Below are 17,617 nucleotides of genomic sequence, written 5' to 3' on the forward strand. Positions count from 1 at the left end.
CGCCCACTGGGGTTGGCTGGCCGGTGGACGACACCCGATGGCGCGGCCGGCACTCCATCGGGTGGGCACCAAGGTGTACGCGGGATCCCGGATGGAGCCCACCCTCCACTCTGTGGGTGGACTCCGGCGCCGGTTGCCCACTCCGGTCCACTGGTTTGGATGGAGTACATCGAGTGGATGGGCCGGATCCATCGCGGGGTGCTCGGCTCCTTCCGCACTCAGGCCTCGCGCTGAGCCGTCCACCCACACTTCGGTCCATTGCGATGGACGCCACCGCGAGGTCGTTCTGAAGCCCCCGACCCCCATCATCCCTGCACGGTGTTCCGCCCGCCCCGGTGCTCGCCGGGGAGGAAGCCTGTCCGCACTGTCGTTCGTCCGCTGATCGGCTGGCCCGTGTCGAATCGGCTGCCGCTGGCGTCGGTGCTGCGCCCCAGCCGCATCGGTTCCTGGACGGTGAGCGGCCGTCGGGTTTCCCCTTGACCTGGGCCGAGGTCAAGGGGAAACGGCAGCAGAGGGGCTCTGACAGAGGGTGCCGTCGGCGGACGTCCTGGACGGATGCTCCCGCTCTCCACGATCCCTTCTGTGCTTCGGGCATTCGTCGTCTCTCGCCTTGTCCGCCGGGTCCCATCGGCGGGTGCTACCGGTGCGAGGGGATCCGGGGGCATCGAGTGGAGGCCACTGAGTGGAGACCGGGCCGGCCGGTGCATCGGGTGTCGTCCACCGGGGGGAGTGGCCGATGAGCGACAGCCGATGGCGGGGGTCGGGCCTCACTCCACTCCACTGAGTGGGCTCCACCGCGCACACGGTGGAGCCCACTCAGTGCGCGGCGGCGGGCGATGGATGGCGGTTGCGCGAGTGGACCGGGATGGATGGGGCCGACGCATCGGCCTCGGTGGCGTCCACTCATCCGGCGGCCGCGACCCTCGGCGCCACTCCACGATGGTGACTTCGAGGTGCTGCGGCACCCGGCGATGGACGGTCAGGTTTCCCCTTGACCCGGACCGCGCGTCAAGGAGGAGCCCGGCGGGTGGGGAAGGCCGGTCAAGGGGGCCGTGGCGCTACGAGAAACCTTGGTCCGGTGCTGGGACGTCGACCATGCCCGCGGCCCCGATGTCCGGAACGGCCGACGGCGCTGCGGTGCGGTTGATGCCGAGCTCTGCTCCTTCGGCGCCTGCGGAGTGGGACGCGTTCCGGTGGAGGTGGCCCGGGGCGACCCGGGAGTGGTGAGTCTCGACGGGTGAAGTGGGCGGCTCATGATGCGGCCCGCTCCATCCGGCGGATCCGGCATCGGACACAGAGGCCGGTGGAGCCGAGGGCCGGGCGGGTGCATCCACTGCCGTCCCATCCCGCGCACACTTCGGGGTGTGCCGACGGGGGCGGACCACTTGCCCGTCCACCCTCGTGCTCCTCTCGGCAGGGCTTGCACCGGGGGGCTGGCTGGGCGCGGTTCAGCACCAGGACGGCGCAGCCGCACTCCGGGCACCGGCCCCGGGGAGCCGCGAGAGCGGACGGCTGAACGGGAACAGGAGCAGGGACAGGATGGACGATGGCGGGAGTGGGCGCCTCGGGCTGAGCCGTGGCGCGGCGCCGGTCACGGACGATCTCCTCGCACACTGAGCACCGGCGGCCGCTGCTCCACAGGACGCCGGCTTCGCAGTCGAAGATGCCGCAGCCCCAGCGGGGCAGGCCGACACCGAGGATCCACCGGCCGGGATCGCGGATCTCGTCGGTGAAGGTGCGACAGACCCGGGTCTCCAGCCGCTGCCGCAGCCGGGCGTCGTCGATGCCGGAGCGCAACTGGCGGCCGACTTCCCTGGCGATGCGCCGCTGCATGTAGACGCTGGTCTGCCGGAAGAGCCAGTGCACCGGCTCGAGGACGGCGTGGACCCGGGCGCTGACGGTCAGCCCGGGCCCGTCGTAGGAGCCGCTGGGGTTGGTCAAGGGGGTCTGGTGGTCATCCGCGCGCAGCGCGAGGCCGTCTTCGCCGGAGTCGTGTGGCAGTCGAGCACAGCGGTTTTCCACACCTTCACCTACCTGTACCTCGCCTACGGCGGGTGAGAAGAGTGCGCGCTCGTCATCAGGTCGGTCAGTCCTAGGTTCTTCCTTAGTCGCGAGTGATCCCGCACCAGCCGAGGAACCCGATCCCTCACCAGGAGCAGAGGTGGAGGAGGGCGCGACGCCCGTGGGGGACGGTTGTCCACAGGGCAGGTCCTGGGCGGCGGACGGGATGTCGTGAGCGATGAAGTGGTGGCGGCCGCGCACGCCGGCCCGCCGCTCCACGGTGATCCACCGCGTTGCTTCCAGCTCGTCGACGATCGCACCGGCTGCCGCGGTGGTGAGCGGCTGTCCGGCCCGCTGGCCGCTGTGGTGGTGGAGCGCCCCTGCGATTTCCGACTCGGTGAGCGGGATCTTCTGGGCCTGGGCGTAGGCGATGAGCGCGTACGCGCGCAGCTGGCGCGGGGTGAGGTCCTCGGCCGCGGCCACCGGGATCCACACGAATCGCTCGGTCGCGGACAGCGGCCGGGTACGGCGCACCGCCGAGGTGCCGCATCCGCCGGGCAGGGAACGGCGGGTCGAGGACAGCTCGACTACGCCGTCGGGCCCGGGGCGCATCAGCTGCGTCATGCCGCGTTCGACGGAGGCCTTCGACAGGCCGACGTACTCCGCGATGGTCGCAGTCGCCGCCGTGCAGCCCTCGGGACGTGAGGCCAACGCGGCGATCTTCACGTACGTGGTCACCGCGACGTCGGCGTAGTGCGGGTTGGTGACGAGGCGCAGGGGCACCTTGACCCGCTGGCGGCGCTGCGGGCGCGCCTGATCGCCCGCTGGCGGCGGGCTGCTCGGTACTGCTGTTGTGCGGGGCACGCTTCTCCTGGCGCACCGGCGCCGCGGGGCGGCGACTCGTGTGCGCTGGGTCTCGACGGCGTCCGGCGGGGACGCGGTCTGGGGTCTGGCCAGAGGCACTCGGGCGGAAGCTGAAGGAAAGGGCCCTTCAGCTGCTACGGGTGTCGAAAAAGCCGACGGTGTGACAGTCGGGCCGAGAAAATCCCTGGCAAGCCTGTGACCTGCGCGTCAAGGGGGTCTCCGGGGTGGCGGCGGGCCCCCTTGACCTGCCCCTTGACCAAGCCCGTGAAGGGACATCGGCCAGCTGTGGGGAGCGAGGCATCGGCCTTGTTGGTCAAGGGGTGCCGGCTGGAGCTGGTCAAGGGCCGGCCACTGGACCGCGCTGGGCCACGACGGATCCCGGCGGGAGCGCTGGCCGCGAGAGTGGGAACGGAGCGTGGCGTTGGCGTCACGGACGGGCGAAAAACCATCGCGATCGGGTTGCTTCGGTGGCGTCCGAGCTGACAAAGGGCATGGGTGTACTGCAAGATGGACCCCGTTCTCCCGGGTTGCCCCGGGAAACGACAAACCCCTTCGGGGGGATTGCTGCTGGAGGCAGTGATTGCCGGACCATTCGGTCTGGCCCTCGCTCAAAACTGGGCCGCTAACCCAGGACTGAGCGGTGACGGCCGGCAGAGGAGCCGCTAACTCCGAAGCCGGTGGAGAGGGGCGAGGAGCAGCCTTTGCTAGAGGCGCCCGCCCGGAAGGTCTACGACATCCTCAACTCCCCCTTCCAGGGGGCTTTCGCATCTCTGGGCCCGATCGCGCCGGACGGCGCCCATGGCAGCATCGCGCCCGGGGCGGCGGAGCCGCTCAGAAGCTGTGCGGTGCTGCTCATGGGAGAACCGCCTTCTCGGTTCACCGGGCTCATCCTCGGCGCTGTGCACCGGGGGCCCGAGGTGAGGCGTATTGGATCAAGCGAAAGTCACCCTATCCCCTGACAGCCGTCGCGCACACGCTCTCGGCGCGTTCTCCGCTTGGCGTCGAAAAGTACTAACAAAAAAGGGCAGTTGGGGCAGAGGGCTACGAACTGGAGCTTCCCGTGAGGATGGTCGCTCGATCTGCCCGTACGACCGTCAACAGGTATGTATTGGGGCGTTCCTCGACGTATCCGACTCTGCGGACCTCCAGGACCGTCAGGCTGTGACCCCGGAGCAGCCGGTTCTCCTCGGCAGTCGCCGGCCGCGCGGACCAACGGCTGCTGTGCCCGCTCTCCTGTCGCGCGCCCCCGGTGACGAAGGGGGCGACGGTGACGGCGTGGCCGCCACTGTCCGAGTTCAGCTCGGTCGCGGTGAACAGCGTCTGCCAGGCCCAGGGGGTCCCCGTGTGGAGCAGGACGGCCTGGCGCTCGAAGAGCCGCGCGCCGGGGGGGAGGAGGAGTGCTTCCGCGGCCTGCTGGTTGGCGACTCTGGCGCCGGCGTGAAGGTCGGTATGGCCGAGGCTCTCGCTGTCGACCGGCCAGAGATGGCCGGCGTCGGAGACCTGCACCTCCACCTGCGGGAACGACTGCAGCACCCGGGTCCGGCGGCGGGGTGCCATCTCGACCAGCCCCTCGGCCTCCAGTAGGCGCAGCGCCTGTCCCATCGTGTTCTGGGCGACGCCGTACTTCTCCGCGAGCTCCCGCTGCCCGGGCAGCGCCTCGCCGGCGGCGAACGTTCCCGCCGTGATGTCGGCGCGCAGCGCCGCCGCGGCGCGTTCGTGCGGGTGATGGGACGTCATGCCCACATCTTGCCGCACCAGCCACAGCTGCTTCGTCACGTGATCGACCGCCCTCTCCTTGACGTGATCGGCATCGCCATGCATGATCTGACTCAACTGACGCAGTCAGTTAAGTCAGATGGGGCGTGAAAACGCAAGCGGCCCCCGGGGCTGGTCCCCCCGGAGGCCGTGAACGCGCCTCATCCACCCACCAGAGCGTCACAGGAGATGAGATCGCGTGAACACCATGATGGCAGCCCACCCGCCGACTTCCCGCCCGAACCCGGGCTCGGCCGAGGCGAGCATCGCCCAGTTCGTCGCCTCGACCGACCCGCTCGACAGCCTCGTCGCCAGCGGCTTCCTCGATCGGCAGGACGGCCACTACGTCGCACAGGAACTGCGCACCCCGCAACTGCGCCAGGCGATGAAGTACTCGGTCTGCCTCACCGCCGAACCGGACATCGGCCACTTCTACCAGGAGGACGGAGAGCCTGACGCCGACTGGCGCCGCCGCCGTGCCCAGACCGTCCGCGACCACTGCTCTGTGTGCCCGGTGCGCGCCGCGTGCGCCGAACTCGCCCTCCGCGAGGGCGACACCGTCGGCATCCGCGGCGGGCTGACCCCCGAGAAGCTCAAGCGCCGGCTCGTCATGGAGCGCGACCGGCTCGACCAGGCCCTCGCCGAGGACCAGCACGCCGCCCAGCAGCAGCAGGCCCGCATCGCCGCGGCGCGCGAGGTTCAGCGGCTGGCCGGTCAGTACCTCGGCACCTCCGGCAAGCGCGAGAAGCGCCTGGAGAACATGGAGAACATCCGCGAGGCCGCCCGGCGCCGCGACGAGCTCGTCGCCGCCCACCGCCGTTCCGCCGGCTGGACGGTCGCCGCATGAACCCCGCCGACGACGCATACGCCCTCAACCGCGCCCTGGTCAGCGCCCTCGCCCGCCGCGACGACGTCCTCTTACTCCCCGTCTTCGTACCGGCCGGCACCGACGCGCCGCCCGTCAACCCGCTCACCGTGATGCTCCTGGTCCTGCTCGGTCAGGTCACCGCCGAGCGTGACGCCTTCAGGGCCTGGGTCACCCAGGACCCGATCCAGCCCAGTGGCGACCCGCTGCGCGCCTGGGCCGCCGATGCGGCCAGCAACCTTGCCCGGAGGGACTCCCCGTGACACCCGACCTCGCCCCCCAGGGCGCGGACCTCGCCGAGCTCCTCGGCAGCTGGCAGTTCGTCCTCGGCACGCTCGTCCTCACCCTCGGGCCGGCGATCGCCCTGCGCCGGCGCCGCCTGGCCCTGGCCGCGCTCACCGACAACGAGCGGGCCGCGGCCGCCGACCGCCGCGGGCGCCGGTTCGAGGACCTCCTCACCGTCGTCATCGCTGCGGCCGCGGCTGCCCTGTCGGCCACCGGTCTGCGCCGGGTCGGCCACCACCAGATGGGCCTGGATGCCCCCTTCGACCTCCTGCCCTTCGTCGCGCTCGACGTCGCGGCGATGGTCTGCGGCCGCCGCGCCCGCCGCCGCGCCCGCGACGGCGACGGACCGGGCCTGTCCGGCGCACTCTTCTGGACCCTGGCCGGCATCAGCGCCGTCTTCTCCGCGTCCGAAGCCGACTCCGTCCTCGGCGGCACCGTCCGCGCGGTGTGGCCAGTTTTGGCCGCCGTGCTCTGGGAGATCGGCTCGCTCGAGGAGCGCCGCGCCGCCCGCAACAAGGGCGGACGCCCGGACCGCCGCATCGCCCTGGTGCGCCTGCTCCACCCTGTCGAGGCCTTCCGCGTCGCGCTGCTCCTCGCCGCCCGCCAGGACCTGGCTCAGGAGGAAGCCACCACCGAGGTCCGCATCTCCCGGGCCGCCTACCGCTGGTACCGGCTGCGCCGCGCCCAGGACGCGGTCAAGAGGAGCGGCAGGATGACCCACTGGGCATACCGCCTCGCCGAGATGCACGCCGACGCCCGCGCCCAGGATGCCAGCGAACGAGCGGGATGCTCCGACCCCGTCATCCTGAAACGCGTCGTCGCCCGGCTCCAGCTCCGTGTGCGCCAGGCTGACATCGCCGGGATGAACCTGCGCAATCCCGCGGCGTTCGAGGGCATCCTCAACACCCTGATCGGCACCATCCCGACCATCCCATCCCAGGCAACTGAACCTCATCCTGCGCCCTCATCCCACCCCGCCGACGGCGAAGAGCCACAGGTCAAGGCCAGGATGACCGAGAGCGGTGGGCCCGAGGACGCCAGCGATGACGAGAACACCGCCTCGCCGCACCCGGACGTCGACGCCGAGCAGGATGAGACCACGGCTGCGGAGCGGAAGACCGACGAGGAGGTCATGGCCGCCTTCGTCGAGATCGTCCCGCGCAAGGATGACGGCACGTTCGCCTGGGGCATCAACAAGTGCGCCGAAGCCCTCGGCATTGGCAACCCGCGGGCCGAGAAGTTCCTGAAGACGCAGGCCGAGTGGCTGCCCAAGGCGCTGGCCGCCCATCCCGCGGCGCACGGCGCCGACGGCGAAGAACCGGACCACTTCGACCAGGCCCTCGCCCTCGCGAACGAGCCGCCGCAATCGGCCGCCGGCCGCCAAGACCTCCAGCCCGACCCGGCGCTGGCTGGCCAGCAGCCGCTCCTCGACGAGCTCTTCCACCTCGACCCGACCGTGGGCGACCACTTCGAGCAGCACGACAGCGGCCTCCTCGTCCCCGCCGCCGGCAGCCGACCCTGACGCCCCGCTCCGCAGGGCGCTCAGGAGGGCTGCCCGCGAGCACGACCGTGAGGACCACACATGTCCGCCACCACCTTCGACCAGCACGTCAACGAGGCCCTCGCCCTCGTCGCACCGGCCCGCCGGCCCGTCACCGCTACCGGACCGGCCCGGTCGGCCAGCGCCCCGCAGCGCGGCCGGCCCCGCCTCGCCCTCGTGCGACGCCCCATCTCCCGAGAGGGGAGCGAGCAGTGAGCACGACCCCTTCCACCCGCGGCCGGAGAAACCGGACGCACTCCAACACCTCTCAGGGCGAACCGCCCCAGACCGCGGAGACGGAGAGCGGCGTCCCGGACGACGAGACGCAGCTGCGCCGCCTCTTGTCCCGCATCGGTGTCCGACCCCTCGGTCACGCCGAGCAGCCCGTCGACGAGGAGCCGGCCACGGCCCGCCCCGAGCAGGAACTGACGTCCGCCGGTTCCACCCGTCGGATCTCGATGTCGCCCGGCGGCCGGCTGCCCGTGCCCGGGCAGACCATCGACCTCACGGACATCCCCGAGCAGCAGGCCCCGGCCGACGAGCCGATGCCCGCAGAGGGCCAGGACGCCACGGCTAAGCCGGCCGGGCCCGCAGAGGCGCAGCCCGCGGGTGAGCAGACGAAGAGGGTGTGGCCACCTCGTGTTCCCTGGCGTCGACACAAGGACGACGACCAGGCCGAGGGCGCGGCCGCCTCGGACGCGGACGAAGACCTCCCGGAGCTCGAGGGCGACGAGCCCGACTGGTTCCGCGTACAGAAGACCGCCGCTCCGCAGGCACCAGACCCGGACACCTACGAGGTGCATCACCACTACTACGGCACAGGCCAGGAGCCGCCGGCACGCGCAGGGGAGGGGACCGGCCCCGGCCGCAACCGCAGCTCTCTCACCGCCTGGTGGGTGTCGCTCACCCCGTTGCAGCGGTTCATCCTCCACAACGGAGCGGCCGCGACCGCCGGCGCCTGGAGCTGGGGTTTGTTCACCGCCCAGTGGAACACCGGCCTGCCCCAGTGGACGCTCGCCGTCATGCACGACGCTGCCGCCAGCAGCAACGAGCCCACCACCCCGTTCATCGTCGGCGGCGGCGTGATGCTGATCGCCGCGGTTGCCGGCGGCGCCATCACCGCCTTCGTGGAGAAGTGGCTGTACCGCCTGCCCTCGTTCTGCGCCGCCGTCCGCTTCCTCACCCACATCCCGGTCGCCTCCGCCGGCATTGCCGTCCTGCTGTTCCTGCCCTCCACCTTTGAAGGACACCCGTGACCACCCCGCTCGCCGTCGCGGCCGGAACCAGCGCCCTCGGCCCGATGTCCGCCACCGCCGTCAGCATCATCCTGATCGTCACCCTCATCTACGGCATCTGGGGCAAGGGGAAGAAGAAGCTGGCCCGAGGCCCCGCCCAGGCCATCGGCTTCTTCGCCGAGCTCGCCTTCCTGCGCGCCGACAGCTGGCCCCACGACCTCGGCATCGCCGTCCAGGACATCCCGCGCCAGGTCGCCGCGAACCCAGACCTGGGATCCATCGGCATGACTGCCGTGGTGATCATCCTGCTTGTGCTGTCCGCCTTCGCCCCCATCGTGCCGTTCACCGGTGCCCTGTGGGGAATGCTTACCGCGGCCGCCATGGCCGCCGCGCAGGGCTCCATCTGGCGGGCGGCCATCTCCGTCGCCACCGCCGCACTGTCCCTGGTGGGCGCATGACCAGGCAGCCGGACAAGACGAGCACCACCAAGCAGGAACGGCGGAAGATCAGGCTGGAGCACATCCCGTTCGTGCGCGAGGTCCCGGTCCTGGTACGCGCCACCATGGTCGCGCTGCGCTACGTCGGCGCCTGGCTGCGCGCCGGCGACCAGGAACGCGGCGGGTTCCTCGTCCGCCTCACCGCACTCGGCCTCGCCGGCTACGTCGCCCTGCACTTCAGCGAGAAGCACCCCGGGCTCTGGTACGTCTACAGCGCCACTGGGCTGGTCGTCGTCACGACCGTCGCCGTCCGCACCGGCCTGTCAGCCGGCCGCACAGTAGAGGCCCTGGAAGCCGCACATGCCCCATCCGAGGAGGAGCCGCAGGGGAGCGACAGCGTAAACGATCATGAAATGGCGGGGGAGCGAGGCCCTGAAACGACTCCCCAGGCCACTTCGGCCGAAGCCGACGCCGCCTTCGCAGTGTTCATTGAGCACAGCGTCGCCTTCGCCGTCCGCCAAGGCCGCAAGGGCGTCCACACCGACACCCTGCTCAAGCGGATCCACCAGGAGCACATGCTGGCCGACTGGACGGAGCCCATGCTCAGGCAGAAGTGCAAGTCCCTTGGCATCCCCGTCCGGACCCAGATGGGCATCCAGGGGAGGAACTACTTCGGTGTGCATGTCGAGAACCTCGAGCAGGCCCTCGGCAGGCCCCTGAGGATCCCCGCCCAGCTTGTCCCCGACCTCACCCCGAACGCCCCCGCCGCGCCCCCTGCCGAGCCTCCCGCTCCGCCCCCCGAAGTGGCCTTCCTCAAGGCTCCTGCAGAGGCCGACTGAACCATCCGCCCGGGAGCTCCCTCGGCCGCCGCCCAGAGGGGGCTCCCGGGCGTCCACAAATGTCCTCCGGCCGGCTGCCACTCCCCTCCCCCACAGGGGCTCGACCAGCCATCTATCGGTCACATATACGACCGCCTGACCTGCGGATCTACCCCAACGCTAGATGCATCTATCACCCCCATCTACCGTGCCCTATCAGCCTGTTCCCGTCCCGTAGAGCGCGGCCGCCCGGTACCGTCGAACCACACCCGCAAGACCAGTGGAGGGGTCCGCGATGGCATGGCGGTACGCGTGCGGCCCGTGCGGGGTCACGACAGGATGGCTGCCGAAGGATCAGGCCTCCGCCAAGCGGGACGAACATCGGAACACCGTCCACCCCGGCATGACCCCAACGGCCGAGGTGTTCGAGTCCAACGCCAAGTCGATCGCTAAGGATCCGGCCGCCCTGCGCATGTGGGCGGCCATCGCCGTCGTCTGTCTGCTCGCCTGGATCATCCAGACCATGCACTGACGCACGATCGTCCAGCCGCACTCCCAGGGCCACGGCTGCTCCAACCAACACCTCGCAGCGCGAGCTGGCCTACCCCCTCAACTTGATGTTGCTTATTAGCATTTCAATATGTACTGTGGTAGTCGCGGAGAAAGTTCCGCCTCTGTGTCACACGCCGCTCGCGCACAACACCTGTAGCAGACGAGCGCACCCACACACCTCCTGGAGCCCAACGTGCCCGCGCCCCGCACCCTGATGATCGGAACCGCCCTCGCGAGTACCGCCCTCATCATCACCGGCTGCACCAACAGTCCCATCAAGCACGGCGAGGTCATCGACAAGCGCGGCTACGCCGGTTCCTGGATCCCCGAGTACGAGGACGTGTACCGCCAGGACTGCTCGACCATCCGCACCAGCTCGTTCACCACCACCGCCTTCGCGGGCCGCAGCAGCGGCTCCAGCGGCAGCACGTCCAGCGGCGGCAAGTCCAGCTCGTCGGGCAGTACCGGCAAGAAGAACAACGACACCAACCCCGACGGCTCCGGAGGTTCGTCCGGCGGCACCCCGCCCGGCAAGCCCTTCACAAACGGGGGCACCTCCGGCACCACCCAGCCCGGATCGTCCGGCTCGACCACCGACGGCAGCAGCCAGCCCACCAAGCAGTGCCAGCGCCACCACGTCGGCCGGAAGCAGACCGGTCAGCACTGGCAGCCGGGCAAGTGGGAGCTCCAGCTCCGCGACGGCGACCGAACCGGCTGGATCACGGTCTCCGAGACCACCTACAACGACACCGATCTCCACGACCGCATCTGACCCCCCCGAGACCCAGAGGGAGATCTGTCATGCCCGGTGCACCCGAGTACACCCCCTACAGCATCTACATGCTGGAGCCGCACGCTGAGTATGCGACCGCCGAGAACGGCCACATCCCGATCGAAGCCATCGCCGAGCGCGTCTACGGCAAGCCGTACAACTCGCTGCGCGGTTGCCAGCGGGACGACGAGCACATCCCCAATGACAGCGTGAAGCTGTACGAACTCACCTCCGAGGGGGACTACGAGGAGGCGCTCGACCAGTTCGATGAGGCGAGGGTGTACTTGGGCTGGGACTCCGGTCTCGGTGAGGTCGTTTACAAGACCGGCATGACCGAGCTGGACTACTGGCTGAGCATTCGCGTCGCTGACGAGAACACGCCCGCCACTGTCGAGGCGAACCCGTCCGATACGCAAGACCTTGAGAACGCCGTGTTCGAGAGCCGATTCTTCGCCGATCGCGCCTTCTCCCCGTCGCTGAACCTGATCCTCGCCGATCTCATCCGCCGCGGCGAACTCCCGCGCGGTAACTACCTGTTCCGGCACTGGTGGTGATCAAAGCGACACGAAAACCGACGCCAAAGAGCCCCGACGAGGCCCACCAGGCCCTCTTCCCTGGCGATCCGCTGCCACGCGACCAGTTACCCACCCCAACACACCCGCCCCCGACGACCTCCGATGCGGGGCCACCACCCGGTGGCCCCGCATCATCCAGTGGGAGACACCAGATGCACGCCTTCGTTCTCGGAACCATCTCGGAGCCGCCGTCACCCTGCTCGCTCTCGCCCTGAGCCGGCGCATGACCCGGAAACCGCACTGCCCCTGGTGCGCCACAGCCTCGTCCTGGCCCACCTCCCAGCATGACGCCCTGCACTGTCGCGGCTATGTACAAGAACGCCGCCCCGAGCGCCGCCGCGACATCGCACACGGACGACCGGTTCCCCAGCCCAACCCCTGGGGCCACGCGCACCTCCTCGACGAAGAACGACGCTAGCCACAGCGCAAGCCCCCGACCGAGCACACCCCTGCGCCGCGCCATCGTGACCTCGCCCGCAGCACCCCCAAGGCCGCAGGCTGACCAAACCTCACTCACCCGCGACCAGTCACCCTGAAGGGGAAGCCCTATGCCCGTCGGCCACCACCCCGAACACGCCGTAAAGGCGTACTGGGATGAACGCCCGTCCATCGCCCGCCTCATCCTCGAAGCACGGTGGGCGCACTATCGCCTCACCGGTGTCCTCGAACACGACCCCGACCACAACGGCGTCCCCGCCCTGCGCCGCCTCAAGCTCCTGCACGCCGGCGCGCTCGTCGACATCCTTGCCCTGCGCACCCGAGACCCCGACCTCTACGAAGCCGCCCGCGACCACGGCGCCCTCCTCCGCGAGGTCGACGGCCTGGCCCTCAACGACCATCCCCACAACGGCCTCAACCACCTACGAGCCCAATACGCCCGACTCCACCACCACACCCACGGCGACGCATGCCGAGCGTCCCAAGCCACTGACGACTCTCTGCCGCCCCAACGCACGTTCCGGCGATCCGGCCCCCGGCTGGTTCGCCAAATGCTCGACACCTACGCCTGGGCCAACCTCGGCCGCACTCCCCGATTCCCCGCCGTCGAGGTCGCCAGCGAACAGCGGCTACACATCATGACCCGCGGACTCCTCCTCGACTGGGCCGCCACCGCGGCCCCGACCGACAACGCCACGGCGGCGGCCGCGGCCAACGCAGGCCACGCCCTGCGGGCCTTCGACCGCCGATCCACGCTGAGCGACCCCCGCGCCCGCGCGTACCTCCTCGACGCCTTCCGCGACTTCGACGACCAGGACGAAGACGTCGACCCATACCCCCACGACTGCGCAGGGCGCTGCGCCGGCACCGGCGAAGTCCTCACCGTGCTCACCTGGGAGCACCACGGCGACGACATCTATACCGCCGTCCACCAGGAACCGATCCTCTGCTACGGCGCCCCCACCGCCCATGCCCTCGACTGCGCTACCTGCGAGGGACACGGCTTCACCTACACGCCCGGCTACCGCGAACTCTGCCTCGACGGTCGCATCCCCGCCTCCGAGCCGGCCACGAGCAGCGTAGTGCCACGGGACGCGTGAGCACGCTGCACCCGAGCGGCGCAGGGCCGGCAGGCACCTCGGTGTCTGCCGGCCCTGCGCGGCCGCCAGTCGCCCGGGGCTGCACCCTTGGGACTGTGATTTCTCCCCCCCTCCCGCGAGGGGGGAGAAATCTCCCCCCTCGCGGTACTGAGAAATCTCCCTCCCCGCCCGAGGGAGATTTCTCTCCCCCCTGAAAGAGCCAGCTTCGGGGGGTGATTTCTCTCCCCCTAAGAAGAACCGCCGAGAGGGGAGAGATCTCCCCCCATGACAGACCGGTCCTGACCCTGTACACACGGCCCGACACCAGGTTGCCCTACAGGTTGCCCTACAAGTTGCCTTTCAAGTTGCTTTTCAAGTCGCCCTGCAAGTTGCCCTACAAGTTGCCCCCACACGGCACCCTCAACGGGGAAACATGCACTTCAGCGGCACAGTCAAGGGGGCCTGAGCGCGCCGACTACTTCTCTACGAGACCCCCAAGGGCACTGAGGACACTAGCGAAGAGCCACAGACGAACGACAGGAGGGAGGAAGCCGGAGGGAAGCGAGGAGCAAGCGACATGGATGGGAGAGCAGCAGAACAAGAGGAAAGAGGGCAGTGAGCAGCGAGAGCAGTTAGACGACAACAGCAAGCGAGACGAAGAACCCCAGAAGCGCAAGAGCTGAGGAGATAGAGGGCAGCCGCAGGGGACAACGACCAAACGAGAGACAGACAGAACACGAGACCGGAGACGGACAGGGGAACGGGAAACGCGAAGGACTACGAGCCACAGGAGCCAGGAGGCCGAGACGGGGTCCGAGGTTCGAGTGGGCCGGGGAGTTGAGCCGTCGTAGATCGGCGCGGAACGCAAGCGGCCCCGCCCAGCGAAACGGATGCTGTTGGTCAATTCGGGGTCGTCTGCTTCGCCCCGTCGATCGCGTGATCGGCGGGGCGAAGTGCTGCGAAGTGGCTGGTGCGGGTTCGGGCTCGGCGGGCGCCGGTGAAGTGGGCGTCGATGCGGGCGAGGTTGATCGCCGCTCCGGTGAGCTGGTGCTGGAGGCTGGTCTTGGCGAGGCCGCGATAGCGGGATCTGCGCAGGCCGCAACGGTTCACGGCCTGGGAAATGGTGCCTTCGACACCGGCGCGCATCTTGTAGCGCTCCTTCCACGCGTCGGTCTCCTGCTCGGCCCGGCGCTGGTGCAGGACCTCGTGGATGTCACGGTCCTGGATGGTCAGCTTGCGGCGTGGTCCGCGGGTGCAGGAGTCCTTGACCTGGCAGGGCCCGCAATCGGTCTTTGAGAACTGCACCCGGATCTCGACCTTGTCCCGGACGGGTTCCCTCGCCCATCGGGTGCTGTTCTTCCCGCCAGGGCAGGTCACCGTCTGGCGGTCCCAGTCGATGCTGAACGCGCCGACGGGAAAGGTCTCTGCGGATCCGGCCCGGTTCTGCCAGCCGGTGCCGGGCATCATCGGCCCTGTCAGCTCCACGTTGTGTTCGCGCCGGGCGGCGACGATGTGGCGGGCGGTGACGTAGCCGGTGTCGACCAGGTGCTCGTCGGGAAGCAGACGGCGCTCGGCGAGTGCGGCGTGGACGGCCGGGACCAGGTCGAAGTCGCTGACCGTGGCATTGGTGGTGGCGACGTTCGTGATCAGGTCCGGCGTGTCATCACCGCAGGTCTCGGTGAGGTGGACTTTGTATCCGTCCCACATCGTGTCGCGTTTGACGCTGCCGCGTGCCTCGATGTCATAGGGGGTGACCAGGCGCTTCGCGCCCGGCGGCCGGTCTTTTGGGTCCCTGCGCAGCACCTCGCCCTCGATCAGGTGGAAGTGCTGCACCCACATCTGCCGCAGAGTCTCCATCTCCGGCACCGCCCGCAGCGCGGGCGGCGCATCGGGCGAGGTGACGGCCTTGAGCAGTCGCATCCCGTCGGTTCCGATCCGCCGGCCGACCTCCTCGCGCCTGGCCGGGGCCTTGGGGAACCGTGAGTCCTCGGCGCGGGTCGCATAGTGCCTGAACCAGTCCGGCTCGGCGACCTCGGACAGCCAGTCGGGAGCGGCGACGGCGAGCGCGTTCAGGGCCGAGCGCAGGGTTTCGGCGACCATCTCCAGCCAGCACAGCTCCCGCGATGCCGACAGCACGTGCGTGGAGTCGGTGCGGGCCTTGCCTCTGCCCGTAAGCAGCCCCTTGTCCCGGGCCGAGGCAAGGATGCCGTCCAGCATCCGCTGTCCGGCGTCCGCCTGGACCAGCCGGTCCCTGAACTCCGACAGGACGGAGAAGTCGAAGCCCGGATCGTCCAGCCGGAGCCCGAGCGCGTACTTGAAGTCGATCCGGGCCCGGACCGCTTCCGCGGCCTGCCGGTCGGTCAGTCCCTCGACGAACTGCAGCACCAGCACCAGCGCAAGACGCCCCGGTGACCAGGCAGGCCGCCCTCGTGACGGGAACAGGTCCTCAAACTCCTCGTCAGTGAACAGCGGCCCCAGCTCGTCACGGACCCGGATCGCCAGGCTCCCCTTCGGGAACGCGGCCCGCGCCACCCGCACCGTCTCCGCCGGGATCTCCCCAGATCCCTCCGGCTGCATCGACATCCGCACCCACCCCATACGACAACGTCGGCCTTCAAGACCACAACCGGGTCTTGAAGGCCGACGTCACGCACGACCTCGAATTGACCAACAGCATCCGAAACGCTGAGCGGGGCGCGTGCAAAGGAGGTGGGGGAGGGGCGCGCGTCAGGAGGGGCGGGGTCGGGCAGAGGGGCCTACCGGTCCGCGCGGATCATCCGCAGAGCGGCGACCCGTGCGCTAGAGGTGACGCGATCCGCCGCGCGGGCCCGGACCGCCCGCGCTCGCAGGAACGCGGCGGCGGCCTCGACGTCGCCGTCAGCCGCGCGGGCCAGCAGCTCGGTGAGCTTGTCGGTGGCCATGGGGTGTCCTCTCCATCTGCAAGGGATCTGTAGCGGGGTCAGGGGCCGCCCGTGTCTGTCGCCTGCACTGCCCGGAGCCCGTGGGCGTGCGGGAGCGACACGGGCGGCCTGTGGGAGCCGATTCCCGGTGGGAAGCGACCCCTATCGGCAGCTGTGTCCCGGGGGAGCGACAGCGCCGAAGTCCGGCATGGCGCGCACAGCGTCCATAGAGACCTGGAACGCGAGCCAGGTAAGGCCAAGGGCGATGCCCCCGAGCAAGGCACCCAGAACGATTCCGGTCCTGCGTCCGATCTTCCGGTTCATCAGTGCTCCCAGGTAGGCGGGTTGGTGGGGCGGGGCCGGTGGTGGGTGCGGGCGGCCCTTGGGGATAGGGCCGCCCGCACCGGGCAGGGACGAGTCAGAGAGGAATTCGGGGGGACTGCGCGTTCAGCCGCGCCATGAGGCAGTCGGGGCAGAGGTCGGACCCCTCAGTCTCGTTGCCGCACTCCTCGCCCCATCCGGGGCACGTGGATATCTCAGACCGGCTGTCGCGCATCTTGGCTGCTTCCTCTTGGGTGGTGTGGGGTGCCCGGCCCCGGGCTGGTGGAGGGGGGTGTGGGGGCCGGGGGCCGGGCGGTGTGGGGCCCGGCGGCCCTGGGGTGGGGGTTGGGGCCGCCGGGCGGTCTGTGGGGGCTCAGGCGGCCTTGTAGCGGTTCAGCTTCTCGACCAGCGCGGCGCGCTGGATCATGAGCGCCTGGACCCTGCCGTCGAGCTTGCCGATCTCGGCCTCGACGGCCTCCGCGCGCTTGCCGTTGAGGAAGTTCTCGTACGCGGCCTCGCGCGCCTCGGTGTCCTTGTCGGCCTGGTAGACCTTGACCAGACCGGTCACCAGGTCCCGGACCTTCTCGAACGTCTCCTGGCTCGCGCTCTCGGCCGGGGAGTTGGTCGGGAACGCCGCCCCGAGCATCCGCTTGCGGAACTTCAGCAGCGCCGCGCCCTCGCCGTCGGTCTCGGCGGTCAGGTCCGCCGGGTTGACCAGGTGGGAGCCGACGACGTACGGCAGATCGCCGTCACCGAGCATCGGGAGGTCGGTCCGGCCGTGCCGGTCCTCCGGGCTGCCCTTGCCGAACTGGACGTTCAGCAGACCCTTGACGGCCGGGAACAGCTCCCAGTTCGGGTGGACCACGACCGATCCGATCGGGAACACGCCGTCCTGGAAGACCTGGGACAGGTCGTAGACGGCCTCGCCGTTCTCGCCGGCCTCGACGGTGTAGGCGTAGGTGTTACCGGCCGGGGTGGTGAACGTCTGGGTGCCGGACATGAAGATCCCCTCCAACAGGGTTCAGGTGGTGTGGTTCTCGGCCGGTTCTTCGTTCCCCCGACCTCGTGATAACTACAGTACACATCGAAACGCGAATACGCAACACCCGGAACGGGATCACCCCCACACGCTCAACCAAACCCGCCCCCAACTAGAAACCTCACCCCGCCGCCCCACCTC

The 17,617-nt window shown here is 69.8% G+C and carries 16 protein-coding genes; 11 read left to right on the top strand and 5 right to left on the bottom strand.

Annotation, left to right across the window (positions count from 1 at the left end):
* Positions 1-1,251: 1,251 nt before the first annotated feature.
* Entirely contained in the window at positions 1,252-2,865 is a 1,614-nt protein-coding gene (locus IG90_RS0106390) for an SMC-Scp complex subunit ScpB (RefSeq protein WP_233435936.1), read from the bottom strand.
* 1,041 nt (positions 2,866-3,906) lie between these two features.
* A complete protein-coding gene (locus tag IG90_RS40665) occupies positions 3,907-4,602 on the bottom strand; it encodes a GntR family transcriptional regulator (RefSeq protein WP_233435937.1) in 696 nt (231 codons plus the stop codon).
* Between the two features lie 226 nt (positions 4,603-4,828).
* On the opposite strand from IG90_RS40665, the gene IG90_RS40670 reads away from it, so the two are divergent.
* From IG90_RS40670 to IG90_RS0106450, 11 genes are all read left to right on the top strand, one after another.
* Positions 4,829-5,467 (top strand): WhiB family transcriptional regulator, encoded by a 639-nt coding sequence (locus tag IG90_RS40670; RefSeq protein WP_233435940.1) that lies wholly within the window; start codon positions 4,829-4,831, stop codon positions 5,465-5,467.
* A complete protein-coding gene (locus tag IG90_RS0106410; RefSeq protein ID WP_030578833.1) occupies positions 5,464-5,748 on the top strand; it encodes a hypothetical protein in 285 nt (94 codons plus the stop codon). The genes IG90_RS40670 and IG90_RS0106410 overlap by 4 nt, the downstream gene beginning before the upstream one ends.
* Positions 5,745-7,292, top strand: coding sequence for a DUF2637 domain-containing protein (locus IG90_RS0106415; protein ID WP_030578836.1), 1,548 nt, complete (start codon positions 5,745-5,747; stop codon positions 7,290-7,292). Before IG90_RS0106410 ends, IG90_RS0106415 begins: the two co-directional genes overlap by 4 nt.
* Positions 7,293-7,352: 60 nt before the next feature.
* Positions 7,353-7,526: a hypothetical protein gene (locus IG90_RS44685; protein ID WP_167344985.1), complete on the top strand. Its 174-nt coding sequence runs from the start codon at positions 7,353-7,355 to the stop codon at positions 7,524-7,526.
* Positions 7,523-8,566 (top strand): MFS transporter, encoded by a 1,044-nt coding sequence (locus IG90_RS0106420; protein WP_033893755.1) that lies wholly within the window; start codon positions 7,523-7,525, stop codon positions 8,564-8,566. The genes IG90_RS44685 and IG90_RS0106420 overlap by 4 nt, the downstream gene beginning before the upstream one ends.
* On the top strand, positions 8,563-9,003 hold the full coding sequence (locus IG90_RS0106425) for a hypothetical protein (protein ID WP_030578841.1): 441 nt from the start codon (positions 8,563-8,565) through the stop codon (positions 9,001-9,003). Before IG90_RS0106420 ends, IG90_RS0106425 begins: the two co-directional genes overlap by 4 nt.
* The gene (locus tag IG90_RS0106430; RefSeq protein ID WP_233435938.1) at positions 9,000-9,821 is read left to right on the top strand and encodes a hypothetical protein; all 822 of its coding nucleotides are present in this window, start codon (positions 9,000-9,002) and stop codon (positions 9,819-9,821) included. The genes IG90_RS0106425 and IG90_RS0106430 overlap by 4 nt, the downstream gene beginning before the upstream one ends.
* Positions 9,822-10,203: 382 nt before the next feature.
* The gene (locus tag IG90_RS46640; RefSeq protein ID WP_267883136.1) at positions 10,204-10,332 is read left to right on the top strand and encodes a hypothetical protein; all 129 of its coding nucleotides are present in this window, start codon (positions 10,204-10,206) and stop codon (positions 10,330-10,332) included.
* 213 nt (positions 10,333-10,545) lie between these two features.
* Positions 10,546-11,124: a hypothetical protein gene (locus tag IG90_RS0106440; RefSeq protein WP_106972908.1), complete on the top strand. Its 579-nt coding sequence runs from the start codon at positions 10,546-10,548 to the stop codon at positions 11,122-11,124.
* 29 nt (positions 11,125-11,153) lie between these two features.
* On the top strand, positions 11,154-11,678 hold the full coding sequence (locus IG90_RS0106445; RefSeq protein ID WP_030578849.1) for a hypothetical protein: 525 nt from the start codon (positions 11,154-11,156) through the stop codon (positions 11,676-11,678).
* Between the two features lie 569 nt (positions 11,679-12,247).
* Complete coding sequence (locus tag IG90_RS0106450) at positions 12,248-13,237, top strand: hypothetical protein (protein ID WP_030578852.1); 990 nt, start codon at positions 12,248-12,250, stop codon at positions 13,235-13,237.
* Positions 13,238-14,116: 879 nt separating this feature from the next.
* On the opposite strand, the gene IG90_RS0106455 is transcribed toward IG90_RS0106450, so the two are convergent.
* From IG90_RS0106455 to IG90_RS0106470, 3 genes are all read right to left on the bottom strand, one after another.
* Positions 14,117-15,799, bottom strand: coding sequence for an IS1182 family transposase (locus tag IG90_RS0106455; RefSeq protein ID WP_063739475.1), 1,683 nt, complete (start codon positions 15,797-15,799; stop codon positions 14,117-14,119).
* A 173-nt stretch (positions 15,800-15,972) separates the two neighbouring features.
* On the bottom strand, positions 15,973-16,137 hold the full coding sequence (locus IG90_RS44225) for a hypothetical protein (protein WP_157846297.1): 165 nt from the start codon (positions 16,135-16,137) through the stop codon (positions 15,973-15,975).
* A 673-nt stretch (positions 16,138-16,810) separates the two neighbouring features.
* Positions 16,811-17,437, bottom strand: a complete 627-nt coding sequence (locus IG90_RS0106470) for a DUF4200 domain-containing protein (protein WP_024126899.1) — start codon at positions 17,435-17,437, stop codon at positions 16,811-16,813.
* Between the last annotated feature and the right edge of the window lie 180 nt (positions 17,438-17,617).

The organism is Streptomyces anulatus (genome assembly GCF_000721175.1).
GTDB lineage: Bacteria > Actinomycetota > Actinomycetes > Streptomycetales > Streptomycetaceae > Streptomyces > Streptomyces anulatus_C.